The organism is Streptomyces saintjeani (assembly GCF_055409605.1).
This window is the reverse complement of sequence record NZ_CP189624.1, coordinates 7,094,918-7,109,954: the sequence shown is the minus strand read 5'-3', so window position 1 is coordinate 7,109,954 and position 15,037 is coordinate 7,094,918. Positions and strand designations below refer to the sequence as shown.

The 15,037-nt window shown below is 72.2% G+C and carries 15 protein-coding genes and 1 pseudogene; 6 read left to right on the top strand and 10 right to left on the bottom strand.

Going from position 1 to position 15,037, the window contains the following annotated elements:
- Positions 1 to 16: 16 nt before the first annotated feature.
- Complete coding sequence (locus ACQCO7_RS32360; protein ID WP_464077337.1) at positions 17 to 535, bottom strand: hypothetical protein; 519 nt, start codon at positions 533 to 535, stop codon at positions 17 to 19.
- A 249-nt stretch (positions 536 to 784) separates the two neighbouring features.
- Positions 785 to 1,723, bottom strand: a complete 939-nt coding sequence (gene miaA / locus ACQCO7_RS32355; RefSeq protein ID WP_464075114.1) for a tRNA (adenosine(37)-N6)-dimethylallyltransferase MiaA — start codon at positions 1,721 to 1,723, stop codon at positions 785 to 787.
- A 146-nt stretch (positions 1,724 to 1,869) separates the two neighbouring features.
- On the opposite strand from miaA, the gene ACQCO7_RS32350 reads away from it, so the two are divergent.
- On the top strand, positions 1,870 to 2,127 hold the full coding sequence (locus tag ACQCO7_RS32350) for an antitoxin (protein WP_464075113.1): 258 nt from the start codon (positions 1,870 to 1,872) through the stop codon (positions 2,125 to 2,127).
- 66 nt (positions 2,128 to 2,193) lie between these two features.
- Here the strand turns inward: ACQCO7_RS32350 and ACQCO7_RS32345 are convergent, their stop codons facing one another.
- The 5 genes from ACQCO7_RS32345 to ACQCO7_RS32325 form a co-directional block, all read right to left on the bottom strand.
- Positions 2,194 to 2,907: a class III extradiol dioxygenase subunit B-like domain-containing protein gene (locus tag ACQCO7_RS32345; RefSeq protein ID WP_464075112.1), complete on the bottom strand. Its 714-nt coding sequence runs from the start codon at positions 2,905 to 2,907 to the stop codon at positions 2,194 to 2,196.
- A 155-nt stretch (positions 2,908 to 3,062) separates the two neighbouring features.
- Positions 3,063 to 3,212, bottom strand: a complete 150-nt coding sequence (locus ACQCO7_RS32340; protein ID WP_464075111.1) for a hypothetical protein — start codon at positions 3,210 to 3,212, stop codon at positions 3,063 to 3,065.
- A gap of 4 nt (positions 3,213 to 3,216) precedes the next feature.
- Positions 3,217 to 4,734, bottom strand: coding sequence for a tRNA (N6-isopentenyl adenosine(37)-C2)-methylthiotransferase MiaB (gene miaB / locus ACQCO7_RS32335; protein ID WP_464075110.1), 1,518 nt, complete (start codon positions 4,732 to 4,734; stop codon positions 3,217 to 3,219).
- A gap of 382 nt (positions 4,735 to 5,116) precedes the next feature.
- Positions 5,117 to 5,728 carry a DsbA family protein gene (locus ACQCO7_RS32330; RefSeq protein WP_464075109.1) on the bottom strand — a complete coding sequence of 204 codons (612 nt, stop codon included), beginning with the start codon at positions 5,726 to 5,728 and terminating at the stop codon, positions 5,117 to 5,119.
- Positions 5,729 to 5,854: 126 nt separating this feature from the next.
- The gene (locus ACQCO7_RS32325; RefSeq protein WP_464075108.1) at positions 5,855 to 6,370 is read right to left on the bottom strand and encodes a MarR family winged helix-turn-helix transcriptional regulator; all 516 of its coding nucleotides are present in this window, start codon (positions 6,368 to 6,370) and stop codon (positions 5,855 to 5,857) included.
- A gap of 163 nt (positions 6,371 to 6,533) precedes the next feature.
- On the opposite strand from ACQCO7_RS32325, the gene ACQCO7_RS32320 reads away from it, so the two are divergent.
- Positions 6,534 to 7,700 carry an LLM class flavin-dependent oxidoreductase gene (locus tag ACQCO7_RS32320; RefSeq protein ID WP_464075107.1) on the top strand — a complete coding sequence of 389 codons (1,167 nt, stop codon included), beginning with the start codon at positions 6,534 to 6,536 and terminating at the stop codon, positions 7,698 to 7,700.
- Positions 7,701 to 7,714: 14 nt separating this feature from the next.
- Here ACQCO7_RS32320 and ACQCO7_RS32315 read toward each other — a convergent pair whose 3' ends face one another.
- Together ACQCO7_RS32315 and ACQCO7_RS32310 are read right to left on the bottom strand one after the other, a co-directional pair.
- Positions 7,715 to 8,392 (bottom strand): response regulator transcription factor, encoded by a 678-nt coding sequence (locus tag ACQCO7_RS32315; RefSeq protein WP_409115335.1) that lies wholly within the window; start codon positions 8,390 to 8,392, stop codon positions 7,715 to 7,717.
- A 332-nt stretch (positions 8,393 to 8,724) separates the two neighbouring features.
- Positions 8,725 to 9,651 (bottom strand): annotated as a pseudogene (locus ACQCO7_RS32310) (sensor histidine kinase); the annotation flags it as partial.
- A 258-nt stretch (positions 9,652 to 9,909) separates the two neighbouring features.
- Between ACQCO7_RS32310 and ACQCO7_RS32305 the strand changes: the two are divergent.
- From ACQCO7_RS32305 to ACQCO7_RS32295, 3 genes are all read left to right on the top strand, one after another.
- Positions 9,910 to 10,395, top strand: coding sequence for a cation:proton antiporter regulatory subunit (locus ACQCO7_RS32305; RefSeq protein ID WP_029184478.1), 486 nt, complete (start codon positions 9,910 to 9,912; stop codon positions 10,393 to 10,395).
- Between the two features lie 3 nt (positions 10,396 to 10,398).
- Positions 10,399 to 11,619, top strand: a complete 1,221-nt coding sequence (locus tag ACQCO7_RS32300) for a cation:proton antiporter (RefSeq protein ID WP_464075106.1) — start codon at positions 10,399 to 10,401, stop codon at positions 11,617 to 11,619.
- A gap of 424 nt (positions 11,620 to 12,043) precedes the next feature.
- Positions 12,044 to 13,531: a hypothetical protein gene (locus ACQCO7_RS32295; protein ID WP_464075105.1), complete on the top strand. Its 1,488-nt coding sequence runs from the start codon at positions 12,044 to 12,046 to the stop codon at positions 13,529 to 13,531.
- 20 nt (positions 13,532 to 13,551) lie between these two features.
- On the opposite strand, the gene ACQCO7_RS32290 is transcribed toward ACQCO7_RS32295, so the two are convergent.
- Positions 13,552 to 13,950 (bottom strand): pyrophosphohydrolase domain-containing protein, encoded by a 399-nt coding sequence (locus ACQCO7_RS32290; RefSeq protein WP_464075104.1) that lies wholly within the window; start codon positions 13,948 to 13,950, stop codon positions 13,552 to 13,554.
- 88 nt (positions 13,951 to 14,038) lie between these two features.
- On the opposite strand from ACQCO7_RS32290, the gene ACQCO7_RS32285 reads away from it, so the two are divergent.
- Positions 14,039 to 15,037: a TAXI family TRAP transporter solute-binding subunit gene (locus ACQCO7_RS32285; RefSeq protein ID WP_464075103.1), complete on the top strand. Its 999-nt coding sequence runs from the start codon at positions 14,039 to 14,041 to the stop codon at positions 15,035 to 15,037.

Here is a 15,037-nt window from a genome sequence, read left to right as displayed (position 1 = left end):
TGCTCCCGCACGGGGTTCAGCGCAGCCGGGCGACGCGCCCGACGGCGAGGGCGACGGCCGCGGCGACCAGCACGACGTACGCGAGGACGACGCGCCAGTCCGGGCGGCGGCCGGAGCCCCGCAGGGGCAGGCCCGGCCACGTGTACCCGACGCGGCGGGCGGCCATCATGCCCCAGCCGGCGGCGCAGGAGCAGATCAGCAGGCCGAGCATGGCGACGACGGCGCCGCTGTCGCCGAAGTCGAAGGCGAGCGGGAAGGCGAACATCAGGGAGCCGACGGTGGCCAGGGCGACGATCGGGGCGAGCTGCCAGATCCGCAGCCTGCGCTGGGGCCGCAGTTCGACCTCGACCTCGGGGCCGCTCGCGAACATCTCCTCGGGCTCGGGGCCGTCGTCCGTGACGCCGTCGGGCGTCTCGTCCGCCTCGTCGGGGCCGTCGGAGGTGAGGCCGCCGTCCGCGGGCTCCTGGAAGCCGTCGTCCGGCTGCGCGTCGCGGGGGCCGGAGGAGTCGTCCTCGGGCCCTCCGGGGCGGGGGATGCCGTCGATCAGGCGCGGGGGGCCGTCGGTCTCGGCGAGGAACCCGTCCGCGCGCGCGAGGCCGTCGTCCGGCTTCCGTTCGTCCCGCCGAGGAGTGCGGTTCTCGGTGCCTTGTGCGGTGTCACGAGGGCCGGCCTCCATCGCCACGCGCCCTCCCAACTCGGACTCCACTTGGTCGATCGAAGCTCGATGATGGCACGACGCGACAGGCCCGGATGACGGCCTGGGCGTCCCGATGCCATGACGTGATCAGGCTGTGACCGGTCGTTCGACCAACGCCGATGCGAGGCGCGGAAGTTCCCCCCGGTCCGCCGCGGCCCCACTCAACCAGTGCACCCGGGGATCGCGCCTGAACCACGAATCCTGACGGCGCGCGAAGCGCTTGGTGGCGCGGACGGTCTCGGCCCGCGCCTCGTCCTCGGTGCACTCCCCGGCGAGCGCCCGGAGGATCTGCTGGTAGCCCAGCGCGCGCGAGGCCGTGAGCCCGTCGCGCAACCCCTGCGCCTCCAGTGCGCGCACCTCGTCGACGAGTCCCGCCTCCCACATGCGGTCCACCCTCAGGGCGATGCGCTCGTCGAGCTCGGGGCGCGCGACGTCGACGCCGATCTGGACGGTGTCGTACACCGAGTCGTGGCCCGGGAGGTTCGCGGTGAAGGGCTTGCCGGTGATCTCGATCACTTCGAGCGCGCGCACGATGCGGCGCCCGTTGCCCGGCAGGATCGCGCGCGCGGCGGCGGGGTCGGCGGCGGCCAGGCGCGCGTGCAGGGCGCCGGAGCCGCGCAGGGCCAGCTCCTCCTCCAGGCGGGCGCGGACCTCGGGGTCGGTGCCGGGGAACTCCAGGTTGTCGACCGCGCCGCGGACGTACAGGCCGGAGCCGCCGACCAGGACCGGCCAGCGTCCCTCGGCGAGCAGGGCGTCGATCCGCGCGCGGGCGAGGCGCTGGTACTCGGCGACGGAGGCGGTCTCGGTGACGTCCCAGATGTCCAGGAGGTGATGGGGAACTCCGCCGCGCTCCTCGATCGTTAGCTTGGCAGTACCGATGTCCATCCCCCGGTAGAGCTGCATGGAGTCGGAGTTGATGACCTCACCGCCCAGCCGACGGGCCAGGAAGACCCCGAGATCGGATTTTCCGGCCGCGGTCGGTCCGACGACGGCGATGACTCGGGGGGCGAGGGGTGCGCTGCTCACGGCACCAGTCTCGCAAACCTCGCGGGCCGCGCTCGCACCGGTGAGGTGACGCGATCCGGGGGGCGCGAGTACCGTACGAAGTGGATATGGGCGTTTTACGAAGTTCTGTCGGTTGCAGGTGACGTACCGCGAGGGAAGGTGACCCGATGGGTCTCATGGACAATTTGAAGGCCAAGCTCGGACCGGCCAAGGACAAGGTCTCCGACCTCGCCCAGCAGCACGGGGGCAAGATCCAGGACGGCATCGACAAGGCCGCCAAGGCGGTCGACGAGCGCACCAAGGGCAAGTACAGCGACAAGATCCACACGGGCACCGACAAGGCGAAGGGCGCGGTGGACAAGCTCGCGCACAAGGACGACGGCCCGACCGGCACCCCGCCGAGCTCGCCCCCTCCGGCGTCCTGATCCGCATCCGGGACAGCCATCGGCGGGCGGCCTCGCGGGGCCGTCCGCCGGCGCCGTTCTCGGGTGCTACGACCAGGTCGCGACGACGTACCCCACCCCGTAGGGCGCGTCCTCGTACAGCAGCTCGCCGCTCAGGCCGGCGCCCTGCCCCGCCCCGGCCAGCACCTGCCAGGGCGCTCGTCCCGACGCCATGAGCTGGCGGGCCAGCTCCACGTCCATCGCCTCCAGTGCGGCGATGTCCGCCTTGCCGAGGGCCCGCCCCACCTCCGCGTCGAAGGGCGCCGCCCGCTCGTCGAGGTAGCCCGGCGCCTTCAGCGTGCGGCACGCGCTGGCGTCGCCCATCGCCAGCAGCGCGACCCGCTCGGCCCGCCCCGCGGCCTCCCGGCCCGCCTGGACGCACTGCTCGGCCCCGAACGGCTCCCCGACCCCGAGTCCCTCGATCGGGGCATCCCCCCAGCCGGCCCGCCCGAGCAGCCAGGCCCCCACCGCGAGCGACGGCGGCAGCAGCCGCCCGGTTGCGTCCCCGTCACCCCGCCCCAGCCGTACGACGATGTCGGCCCCGAAGCCCCGGAACGAGCCCGGCGTTCCCTCGGGGTACGGGCCGCAGCCGTGCTCCGCCGCCGGACCGACCACCACCAGCCGGTCCGGCCGGGCGGCGGCGAGCACGCCCAGCGCGTCCACACAGGCGGCTCTGGCCGCGTCCAGCTCGGGCGCGGCGCCTGCGGCGATCTCGGGCACCAGGAGGGGCGGACAGGGACAGACTGCGGCGGCGACAAGCATGATCGGCAGCGTATCCCCGGGAACCGGTCACACGTCACATACGGGTCGGTCGGACGCGGAAGGGGGCATGCGAGCGGCGTCGGGACGGCACCGTTTCGTCGCAACGCACACGACCGACGAACCCGTACCGTCCCGACGTCACTCCGCTTCGCTCTTCACCCCGCCGCGCTGTCCTCGATCAACTCGGCCGGCGAGAACCGTGGCAGGAACGCGTCGTCCTGCCGGTGGAGCCGCGTGCGCCGGAGCGTGCGCGGGTGGGTGGGGCCGAACGCGCGCCGGACGGCGTCGTCCGGGGTCCCGCCCATGAGGTCACTCGACGCTGCACCCGCCCGTGGCGACCGGCAGCGGCGCGGGGACGCCGACCTTGGGCAGGCCGAGCAGGACGCCGGCCGGGGCGGCGGCCTTCTCCGCGGTGCGCTTCTCCCAGGCGTCGCCCGCGCGCGTACGCCGTACGCCGAGGACGGGGCCCTCGGCGAGGAGGTGGTGCGGGGCGGCGTAGGTGATCTCGACGGTGACGATGTCGCCGGGGCGGACGTCCTGGTCGGGCTTGGTGAAGTGGACGAGGCGGTTGTCGGGGGCGCGGCCGGACAGACGGCGGGTCGCGTCGTCCTTGCGGCCCTCGCCCTCGGCGACCATGAGCTCCAGCGTGCGGCCGACCTGCTTCTTGTTCTCGTCCCAGGAGATCTCCTCCTGGAGGGCGACGAGGCGCTCGTAGCGCGCCTGGACGACCTCCTTGGGGATCTGGTTCTCCATCGTCGCCGCGGGCGTACCGGGGCGCTTGGAGTACTGGAACGTGAACGCCTGCGCGAAGCGGGCCTCACGGACGGCGTGGAGGGTCTGCTCGAAGTCCTCCTCGGTCTCCCCGGGGAAGCCGACGATGATGTCCGTGGAGATCGCCGCGTGCGGGATGGCCGCGCGGACCTTCTCGATGATCCCCAGGTAGCGCTCCTGGCGGTAGGAGCGGCGCATCGCCTTCAGGACGGTGTCCGAGCCGGACTGCATCGGCATGTGGAGCTGGGGCATCACGTTGGGCGTCTCGGCCATGGCGGCGATGACGTCGTCCGTGAAGTCCCTGGGGTGCGGCGAGGTGAAGCGGACGCGCTCCAGGCCCTCGATCTTGCCGCAGGCCCGCAGGAGCTTGCTGAATGCCTCGCGGTCGCCGATGTCGCTGCCGTACGCGTTGACGTTCTGGCCGAGCAGGGTGATCTCCGTGACGCCCTCGCCGACCAGGGCCTCGATCTCGGCCAGGATGTCGCCGGGGCGGCGGTCCTTCTCCTTGCCGCGCAGGGCCGGGACGATGCAGAAGGTGCAGGTGTTGTTGCAGCCGACGGAGATCGACACCCAGGCCGCGTACGCGCTCTCGCGGCGGGTGGGCAGCGTCGAGGGGAACGCCTCCAGGGACTCGGCGATCTCGACCTGCGCCTCCTCCTGCACGCGCGCGCGTTCCAGCAGGACCGGCAGCTTGCCGATGTTGTGCGTGCCGAAGACGACGTCCACCCAGGGCGCCTTCTTGACGATCGTGTCGCGGTCCTTCTGCGCGAGGCAGCCGCCGACCGCGATCTGCATCCCGGGGCGGCTCGCCTTGCGCGGCGCGAGGCGGCCGAGGTTGCCGTACAGCCGGTTGTCGGCGTTCTCCCGGACCGCGCAGGTGTTGAAGACGACGACGTCGGCGTCGCCGTCGGACCCCTCGGGCGCGCGCACGTAGCCCGCGCCCTCCAGCAGACCGGCCAGGCGTTCGGAGTCGTGGACGTTCATCTGGCACCCATAAGTGCGCACTTCGTAGGTCTTCGCGTCCACTGGCTGGCTCCGGTCACTGCTGCTGGTCATGGCTCAAGGGTAGGCGGTGCCTCGGACACTCCTCGCCCCCGTTTCCCCGACGGGAAACCGGCACGGCCGCGACGACCGAATGTCACCGACCTGCCACGGTGCGCGCACGCGCGGAGCGGCTGGCCGATCGAGGTTCTCGGCACGTCGTGGTGCCCCACAGCGCACGCGCGCGGGACGACTGTCGCGCAGATCCTGAAGCCGGCCCGGTGTCGGCCCACAGCGCACGCGCGCGGGACGACTCCCGTCCAGCACTCCCCACCCCGCAAGGGCCGCGCGAGGCACCGACTCCGCCCACAGTCCTACAGCCGCGGACAGGAGGCCCGTTCCAGCTCCGACCACCCGAGCCCCGCCGACCTCACGCAGAACGCCCCCAGCCCTCACCTCAGCCCAGCACCGCCAACCGCGCGTCCACCTCATCCGCCGTAGCCCGCCCCCGCGCCAGCACCACGACCCGCTCCCCGTCGACCGCGAGCAGCGTCGGGAACCCGCTCACCCCCAGCTCCGCGCTGCGCCGGAAATCCGCCTCGGCCTCCGTACGCGCGCGGGGGGCCTCGAAGGCGGCTACGACAGTGTCCGGGTCCAGCCCGTGCGCCCGCGCGAGCTTCCGGTACGTGGCCGGGTCGGAGAGGCTGAGGCCGTCGAGGTAGAACGCGTCCTGGAGGGCCGTCGCGAGTTCGACGACGCGATCCGGCGCGCTCGCACGCAGGGCGGCGAGGCCGCGGGCGGCGGCTTCGGAGTCCATGACGAAGGAGCCGTCGGCGATGAGCCGCTGGTAGGGCTCGGCGAAGACCGCGCCGGTCAGTCCGGTGATCTGCGTGTTGGCGCCCTGGACGTACCCGAACTCACGGATGGGGACGCGCCGGCGGCCTGTGAACAGTCCGCCGGAGACCACCTCGACGGGCAGTTCCGGGTGGCGCGCGGCGGTCTCGCGGAGGGTGGCGGAGAAGCCGTGGGACCAGCCGCAGTAGGCGTCGTACACATGGACGAGCTGCATCGATGACCTCGACAGGGTGGGGCGCTCGCCGGGCGCGAGCGGTTCACCCGAGAGAAAGGTATCTGCGTAGTCAGATATTTTCGTCGCGCTGAAACCTGACAGTCGCGCCGGGATCGCGTCACCCACTCACGGCAGCCGCGGCAGCATGTCCCGCGCGGCGCGGCTCAGGATCCGCAGGTTCTCCGCGAACCGCTCGCGCTCCCCCTCCGGCAGCGGCGCCAGGAAGTACCGCTCGATGTTCGCCACATGCACCCGCGAGGCCGCCACCACGGTCTCCTCCCCGAGCGCCGTGAGCCGCACCAGGCGCCCGCGCCGGTCGCCGGGGTCCGCGACCCGCTCGACGAGCCCGGCGGCCTCCATACGGTCCACCAGCCGCGTCGCACCCCCGGTCGTCAGCACCTGTTCCTGGGCCACCGCCCGCATGGACAGCCCGGGTTCGCCCGCGCGCCCGAGGATCAGCAGTACCTCGAAGGTCAGGTGCGTGATGCCGCACTCGACCTCCAGCGCGCGCCCCAGGATGTACTCCAGCCGGTTCGCGGCGCCCTGCAACCGCCCGAACGCCAGCACCAGTTCGTCGTTCGCGGCTTCCCGTGCCGTCGAGATCGCGCTCATGCTTCCCCCGCCGCTCTCCTCCGTCGCCATGCACCGATCATGCCTGACGGCCGAGGCGAAGCCGCGCACACTTATGCGGATCTGACGCCCGGTCGGCCGGGCGGAGGCCGCGCGTCCGATTGTCAGTGGGCTTTCGTACGATGGCGACGATCGGACCAAATCCGGTCGGAGCACCGTTGAAGGGACCACTCCGATGAAGCTCGACATCTTCAGCGAAATCCAGGACCCGAAGCCCTGGACCCCCGATCACCAGCATCTACGGATGACCCAGGCCCTGGAGCAGGCCGAGCTGGCCGACGCGCTGGGATACGGCTGCTGGTGGCAGGTCGAGCATCACGGCGCGCAGGAGTTCAGCCTGTCGTCCGCGCCGGAGCTGTTCCTCGCGGCACTCTCGCAGCGCACCGCGCGGATACGGCTGGGACACGCGGCCGTGCTGGCCCCGCCGCAGATCAACCACCCGATCCGCGTCGCCGAGCGGGCCGCCGTGCTGGACCATCTCAGCGGTGGCCGCGTCGAGTTGGGGCTGACGCGGTCGACGGCCCCGGAGTGGCGGCTGTTCGGGGTGGACCCGGCAACCGTGCGCGAGCGGGTGGCGGAGGTGTTCGAGACCGTCCCGCGCATCTGGGGCGGCGACCTCGCGGTCACCGGCGGCGTCCCCGTCGTCCCCTCCCCCCTCCAGGCCCCGCACCCGCCGCTGTGGCAGGCGGCGTCCACCCCCGGCTCGTTCGAGGAGGCCGGGCGCCGGGGTGTCGGGGTGCTCGGTACGACGCTGTGGGAGCCGTTGGAGCGGGTCGGCCGGCTGGTCGAGCTGTACCGCGCGGCGGCGGCCGAGTGCCGTACGCCCGCAGGGGCGTTCGTCAACGACCAGATCGCGTTCTTCACGTTCGTGCACTGCGCGGAGACCGACGAGCAGGCGATGCGGGACGGCGCGGCAGCGGCGGCGGCGGCCTGGTACACGGCCCGCGCGCTGACCTTCTTCGAGGCGGCCGACGCGTTCCTGGAGAACATGAACCGCGAGAAGGAGCTGATGGCCGCCCCCAACAGCGGCGGGCACGCGGGCGCGTTCCTGCGCGCGGAGGCGGGCGCCCCGGCGGGGCCGAACGCCGCGCAGCTCGCGATCGGCCGCATCCTCCAGGGCGAGACCGTCCCCGAGGAGGAGCTGTTCGAGGCGCTCAGCGAACAGGGCTCACTGATCGTCGGCTCCCCCGAGACCGTCCGCAAGAAGATCCGGGCGTACGCCGACCTCGGGATCGACCGGCTGATGTGCTTCCAGCAGGTCGGCGGGCTGTCGCACGAGAGCGTCATGCGCAGCATCGAGCTGGTCGGCGGGCTGATCCCGGAGTTCGACCTGGCGGGGTGAGATGCCGGACGGCCTCAGGGGTCGATCAGGCCGGCCCTGATCGCGTACCGCGTGAGCTCCAGGCGGTCGCGCATCCCGAGCTTCTGGAGCAGGTTGGCTCGGTGGCGCTCGACCGTCTTGGCGCTGATGAACAGGAGGTTCCCGATCTCCTTCGAGGTGTGCCCCTCGGCGACGAGCTTGAGGATCTCCTCCTCGCGCTCCGTGATCGGCCGCTCCGGGAGGCCGTCGCCCCGGTGCAGCCGGTCCAGGTACGACCGCACCAGCGCCCGTTCCGCGCCCGGGTAGATGAACGGCTCGTCCCGCATCGCCGCGCGGCACGCCTCGACGAGGTCCCGGTCGGCGGCCGACTTCAGCACGTACCCGCCCGCGCCGGCCTTCAGCGCCTCGAAGAAGTACTGCTCGTTGTCGTACATCGTCAGGATGAGGATCCGCAGGTCGGGCAGGCGCCGTGACAGCTCACGCGCCGCCTGTAGCCCCGTCATCCGCGGCATCGCCACATCCAGCACGGCGAGATCGACGTCCCCGCTCCGAGCACGCTCGACGGCTTCGGCGCCGTCCCCCGCCTCCGCGACGACGGTCAGATCCGCCTCACTGTCGAGGATCAGGCGCACACCCCGGCGCACAAGGGTGTGATCATCGGCCAGCAGCACACGGATCGGAGGCCGGGAGCCACCGACGGACGAGGCGGTCATTTCTCTCCCCCTGGCGCGGGCGGGAGGCCGGTACGGGAGGGGTCGGACGCGGAGCCGTCGGACGCGGCTTCGGAACCGTACGCGCGCATCCCCTCGCCCGACGTCCCGGAAACATCCCCGGCACCCTCGGCCGACCCACCCCCACCTAGCAACCGCTCCCCCGCTGCCCCGTCGCCGTACCCCGAACGATCCACCGCGAACCCCGCCTCGACCGCACCGGCACCGGCGGGTGAAAACCCCGCCCCCGGCCCGAATTCCGTACGCCCCTCACCCGCCCCAACCCCGCCGTACCCGCCCCGCAGCTCCATCCGGCCCTCCACCGGAAGCACGACCGGAATCCGCAACCGAACCTCCGCGCCACCCCCGGGAGCGTCCCCGAGGGTCAGGCGCGCGCCCACCAGCAGGGCACGTTCCCGCATCCCCGGTATCCCGGCCCCCTCGGCCGCGCCGCGAAACCCCTTGCCGTTGTCGCGGACGACGAGTTCGGCGCCGCCCGGTACGGCCCGCAGGCTCAGGTCCGCGCGGTCGGCGGCGGCGTGGCGCGCGGTGTTGGTGAGGGCTTCCTGGGCGACGCGGTAGATCACGAGTTCGGACTCCTCGGGGAACGGGGGCAGGCCGGCGGCGAGGTCGCGGCGGACGGTCAGGCCGTGGGTGGTGAACTCGGCGGCGAGCGAGCGCAACGCGCTGACCAGCCCGAGTTCGTCGAGCACGCCGGGCCGCAGCCGGCGCGCGATACGGCGGATCTCGTCGAGCCCCGCCCGGGTCGCCTCCTGCGCCTGCCCGATCTCCTCGCGCAGCTCGTCGGGCCCCCGGTCGGCGACGCGCTTGAGCTGGAGGAGTACGGCGGTGAGGGTCTGCCCGACCTCGTCGTGCAGCTCGCGCGCGATCCGGTGCCGCTCGCTCTCCTGCGCGGACAGCGCCCGCCCGGCGCTGGCGGCCCGCTCGGCTTCGAGCCGGTCGAGCATCGCGTTGTACGTCATGATCAGCTCGGCGGTCTCCACGGGTCCGGAGACGACCGCGCGCCCGCCCGGCCGGAGCAGGTCGGCGGAGGCCATGGCCCGCCCGAGCCGCCCCAGCGGCGCGAGGCCGATGCGCAGCACGACGGCGTTGGCGACCAGCAGCACGCCGAGCCCGGCGGCCACGACGAGCGCCTCGGCGGGCAGGACCGGCGTCGAGACGGTGACCGGCCCGAGCAGCAGGGCGGCGGCCACGACGAGCCCGACCGCGTTGAGACAGAACATCCGCCAGAACAGCGACACGCTCCCGGCCCCTCCTCTCCCTCTCCTCGACCCTCGTGAGCCCCGTGCCCACGACACACCCGCGACCAGCCTCTCCGCCCGCCGCCGGCCTCGTCCATCCGTCATGGCACCCATATCGCCACGGTACGGCCGGATGGCAGCATGGACGGTTCCGGGCCTGTGTCCGGAACTCATCGGCAGAACGCCGGAACCCATCGGCAGAACGTCCGTACACCTCGGGCGTCTCAACACGACATCAGCATCAAGGGGAAGAAAAACGTGTCTGCTCCACGCCTCCGGTCGACGCCGTTGCCGGGTATCGGGGTCCAGTACGACCTCGTGACGCGCGACCACCGCCACCTCTCGGTGGTGGCGCACCGCGACGGCACGCGCACGGTGAACGTGTACCGGTCCGACGACCCCGACTCCTGCGCCCAGTCGCTGCGGCTGACCACCGCCGAGGCCGGTTCGCTGATCGACGCGCTGATGCCGTCGCACCACAGCCCGAGCCTGCTGTACACCACCGACCTGGGGCTCGTCGCGGAGCGGATCGAGGTCGGGGCCACCTCCCGGTGGAACGGGCGTCTGCTGGGCGACACCCGGATGCGTACCGAGACGGGCGCGTCCATCGTCGCCGTGCTGCGGCGCGCCGAGGCGATCCCGTCGCCCGCGCCGGACTTCCGGCTGGCCGGCGGGGACACGGTGATCGTGATCGGCACCCGGGAGGGCGTCGACGCGGCGGCTGCGATACTCGGTCAGGAGTGACGGGTGCACTCCGCGGTCCTGCTCATCGAGTTCGGTTCGATCATTCTCGGCCTCGGGCTGCTCGGGCGGTTCGCCGCCCGGTTCCAGTTCTCGCCGATCCCGCTGTACCTGCTGGCCGGTCTCGCCTTCGGTGAGGGCGGGCTGCTGCCGCTCGGCGCGAGCGAGGAGTTCGTCGCGACCGGCGCCGAGATCGGTGTCATCCTCCTGCTGCTGATGCTCGGCCTGGAGTACACGGCCAGCGATCTCGTCTCCAACCTCAAGTCGCACTACCCCGCCGGGCTCGTCGACTTCTGCCTCAACGCGCTCCCGGGCGCGGCTGCCGCGCTGCTGCTGGGCTGGGGGCCGGTCGCGGCCGTCGTCCTCGCGGGCGTCACCTGGATCTCGTCGTCCGGGGTGATCGCGAAGGTGCTCGGCGACCTGGGGCGGGTCGGCAACCGCGAGACGCCGGTGATCCTCAGCATCCTCGTGCTGGAGGACCTGGCGATGGCGGTCTACCTGCCGATCGTCACCGCGCTGGTGGCGGGCGCGGGGCTGCTGTCGGGGTCGCTGACGCTGGCGGTCGCGCTCGGTGTCGCCGGGCTCGTGCTGTTCGTCGCGCTGCGGTACGGGCGGCTGATCTCGCGGTTCGTCTCCAGCGACGACCCGGAGAAGCTGCTGCTCGTGGTGCTGGGGCTGACGATCCTGGTGGCCGGTGTGGCGCAGGAGCTCCAGGTGTCGGCCGCGGTCGGCGCGTTCCTGGTGGGCATCGCGCTCTCCGGCGAGGTCGCCGAGGGCGCCCACACGCTGCTGAGCCCGCTGCGGGACCTGTTCGCCGCCGTGTTCTTCGTCTTCTTCGGGCTGCACACGGACCCGGCGAGCATCCCGCCCGTCCTGCTTCCCGCGCTCGCGTTGGCCGTCGTCACGGCCTGCACGAAGATCGCCACCGGCTACTGGGCCGCCCGGCGCGCGGGCATCTCCGTCCGGGGCCGCTGGCGCACCGGCGGCACGCTGGTGGCGCGCGGCGAGTTCTCCATCGTCATCGCGGGCCTCGCGGTGACGGCCGGAATCGAGCCCGACCTGGGCCCGCTGGCCACCGCGTACGTCCTCCTGCTGGTCATCCTCGGCCCGCTGACCGCCCGCTACACCGAGCCTCTGGCCACTCGCTGGGCCCTGCGCCGGGCGAACGCGAAGGCGGCGGAACAGGCGCCCGTAACGGAGAAGACGGAGAAGCAGGAGCAGACCTGAGGTCTCGCCCCGGCCGTACGGCCCTCGGTGTGGCGCGCTGCGGGCGCCGCGTCGGGGGCCGGCTGCGTGAAGAGGGCGGGCGACCGCGCGAGGGGAACCGGCCGCGCACCCAAGGCCGACCGCGTGAAGTACACCGCCCCGCCTCCCACGTACGCCCCGACGCCGAACTCCCCTTCCGCGAAGCTGAGTTGACGCCCAGTCCGACAACTTCCCCCACACCGCCAGGAAGCCCCCGAGAACGCCTCCGGCGTGACGCAGGTCACATCCTGATGTGATCAAACCGTGGAACCTCCGTGTGGTTGCCATGGCATGCTCATGGCCCGTTACCGGTGAGTAGGCGCCTGCGCCCCGCCGGTCGATCTCTTCCACCCCTTCACCCCCAGGACTGACGTTGCGCCGACGCACGAGGCCCTTCCGCGCCCTCATGCCCGCCTTAGCCGCGAGCGCCCTGCTCCTCGCGGCGGGCTGCTCCTCCGCCCCGCAGAACGACCGCTCCGCCGCCGACGAGCAGATCGTCGCGGACCTCTCGACGGCGGCCCCGGACGACGCCCCGCTCGCCGTCGCCGCCGCACCCGACGACGCCCCCACCGCCACCGCCCGCCCCGGCGGCGGGTCCGACGGGAAGGCGAAGGCCAGCAAGCTGAGCGTCGCGTCGTACGACAGCAGGACCGGACGAGCCGTCATTTCCTCCAACGGGAGCAAGGCACCCGAAAGTTCCCCATCTCCCACAAATTCCCCGAGCGCTTCGAAAACCGCTGAAAACACGGGATCTCCGGAAAACCCGGCCGACTCGGCATCCCCCTCCGCATCGACACCGGCCCCCACCGAGCCGGAGCCCTCGGACTCCCCCGCCGAGTCCGCCCCGGCCCAGACCACCGCCGTCGGCGACGTCATCGCCAGCGCCCCCGCGCCCGGCGCGCCGAACGGCCTGCTCGCCAAGGTCACGAAGGTGATCGGCGAGACGGACGAGGGCACGGAGGTGGAGACCGAACCGGCGCAGCTGAACGCCCTGCTGGCCGACGAGACGGCGAAGGGCAGCGTGCCCGTCGACCCGTCCGCGTTCCAGGTCGACAAGCTGCTGCCGGACGTCGACATCTCCTGGACGAAGACGAAGGACGTACACATCGGCCCGAAGGGCGCGACCGTTCCGCTCGGCAGTCTGCGGCTCGACGTGAGCGCCGCGCTGCCGGCGATCGGCAACAGCTCCGCGTCGGCCTCCGCGTCCGTCTCGGGCTTCGTGCAGGTCGCCCCGCAGGTCGACTTCACGTACGGCGGTGAGGGCGCCGCCGCCTCCCCGCTCTCGGCGTACCTCGGTGTCTCCGGCGACTGGTCCTCGGCCTGGGCTCTGAAGGGCCGTGCCGCCGCCTCCGCGACCGCGCAGCGCATCCCCTTCGCCAAGCTGCACGCCGATCCGGTGCTCCAGGTCGGCCCGGTCCCCGTCGTCGTCAACCTGGACCTGACCTGCTACGTCCAGATCACCGGCGACGGCAAGGTCACGGTCGACGTCGAGCAGAGCGTCGAGGGCGACTTCAAGGCGGGCGGGACCTTCGGCCTCACCCAGGGCTGGACGCCGGTCAACTCGTCGACGGTGACGAGCACTCCGGTCCGTACGTCCGTGACGACCGCGGGCTCCGTCAAGGCCGCCCTGGGCGCGGAGGCCAGCGTCGGCCTCTACGGCACCGTGGGCGTCGTCGCCGACCTCGCGCCGTACGTCCGCGGCGAGGGCCAGGGCTCCGTCACCGGCACGGACGGCGACTTCGAGACTCAGGGCACCTGGGCGCTGCACGGCGGCATCGACCTGACCGGCACCCTGCGGCTCCAGCTCTCCGTCTTCGGCACCCCGGTGTTCAAGCGGGACATCCCGCTGGGGGCGCTGCACCGGGAGTGGAAGCTGGCGGGCTCACCGGCGTGACGGCCAGGGGTGGGGCCGGCTCACCGCGGCTCCCACCCCTGGCTCCGCAACACCCCCGCCACGTCCGGCGCTTCGTAATGCTCCCCCTTGAGCACCTTCCCGTCCGCCCTGCGGGCGATCTCCCCGTCGGGCCCGATCTTGGTCATGTTGGACCGGTGGATCTCGGCGAGCACGGCGTCCAGGTCGATGCCGTGCACGAGCGCCGTCCCGTACGCGACGTAGACGACGTCCGCCAGTTCGTGCGCCAGCTTGTCGAGCGGCCCGCCGACGGCCACCTCGGCGACTTCCGCGGCCTCCTCGGCGAGCAGTTCCCCGCGGTGCGCGGCCAGCGCGGGAGAGACCTCGACGGGCGTACTGCGGGCGTCGAGCCCGAAGGCTCGGTGGAACTCACGGACCAGTTCAGCGGGCGACGAACTCATGCACCGACTGTAACGGCGGCCACTGACAGCGCCCCCTCCCCCGGTCCCCACCCTGGTCAGTGCCCGTCCCGCCTGGCAGGATCGCGCCATGTCCAAGCTGTTCGCCCGTATCGGCAAGCGTCACGCGCTCGAAGGCGCGGCGGCCGGCGTCGTCCTGCTCGGGCTGCTGCTGTGGTGGCTGCTGCCGCTGGGGGACGATCCGCCGTCCGGGTCGGTCAAGTTCACCACCGGGAACCAGGTGGGCGTCTACTACCAGTACGCCGATCTCCTGAAGGGCGAGTTGTCCAAGGACATGCCGGGCCTCAAGGTGGATCTGCTCCAGAGCAACGGCTCGCAGCAGAACGTCCAGCGCGTGGCCGACGACGAAGCGCAGTTCGCGATCGCCGCCGCCGACGCTGTCGCGGAGTACGACAATCAGCACAAGGACGGGTCGGGCAAGCTGCGCGCGGTGGCGCGGCTGTACGACGACTACCTCCAATTGATCGTGCCGTCCGATTCGAAGGTGACCAGAGTCGAGGACCTGCGGGGCAAGCGGGTCGGCACCGGGCTCCCCAACTCCGGCGTGCGGCTCATGGCCGTACGGGTTCTGGAGGCCGCCGGTATCGCCGCGAAGGACATCACGGCCATGGACGAAGGCATCGACACCGGTCCGCAGGACCTCAAGGACGGCAAGATCGACGCGTTCTTCTGGTCCGGCGGTGTGCCCACCAAGGGGCTTCAGACTCTGGCGGCCGAACCCTCCAAGTTCCGTTTCGTGTCCATACCTGCGTCCCTCGTCGCCAAAATGCACCGGAAGGGTGACGCGGCCGGCTACTACCGGGCCACCAACATGCCCGCGGACGCCTACCCGAAACTCCAGGGGAACAAGGACGTGCCGACAGTCGCCGTCGCCAATCTCCTGATCACGCGCACGGACACGAAGGACCGCCTCGCCGAGTGGTTCACCAGGACCGTCATCAAGAGCCGTGACGACATCGGCCACGACGTCCACTCCGCGCAGCTCGTGGACCTCAGGACGGCCATCTACACCGACCCGCTCTCCCTGCACGACGGCGCCCGCCGCTACTACCGCTCGGTGAAGCCGTAG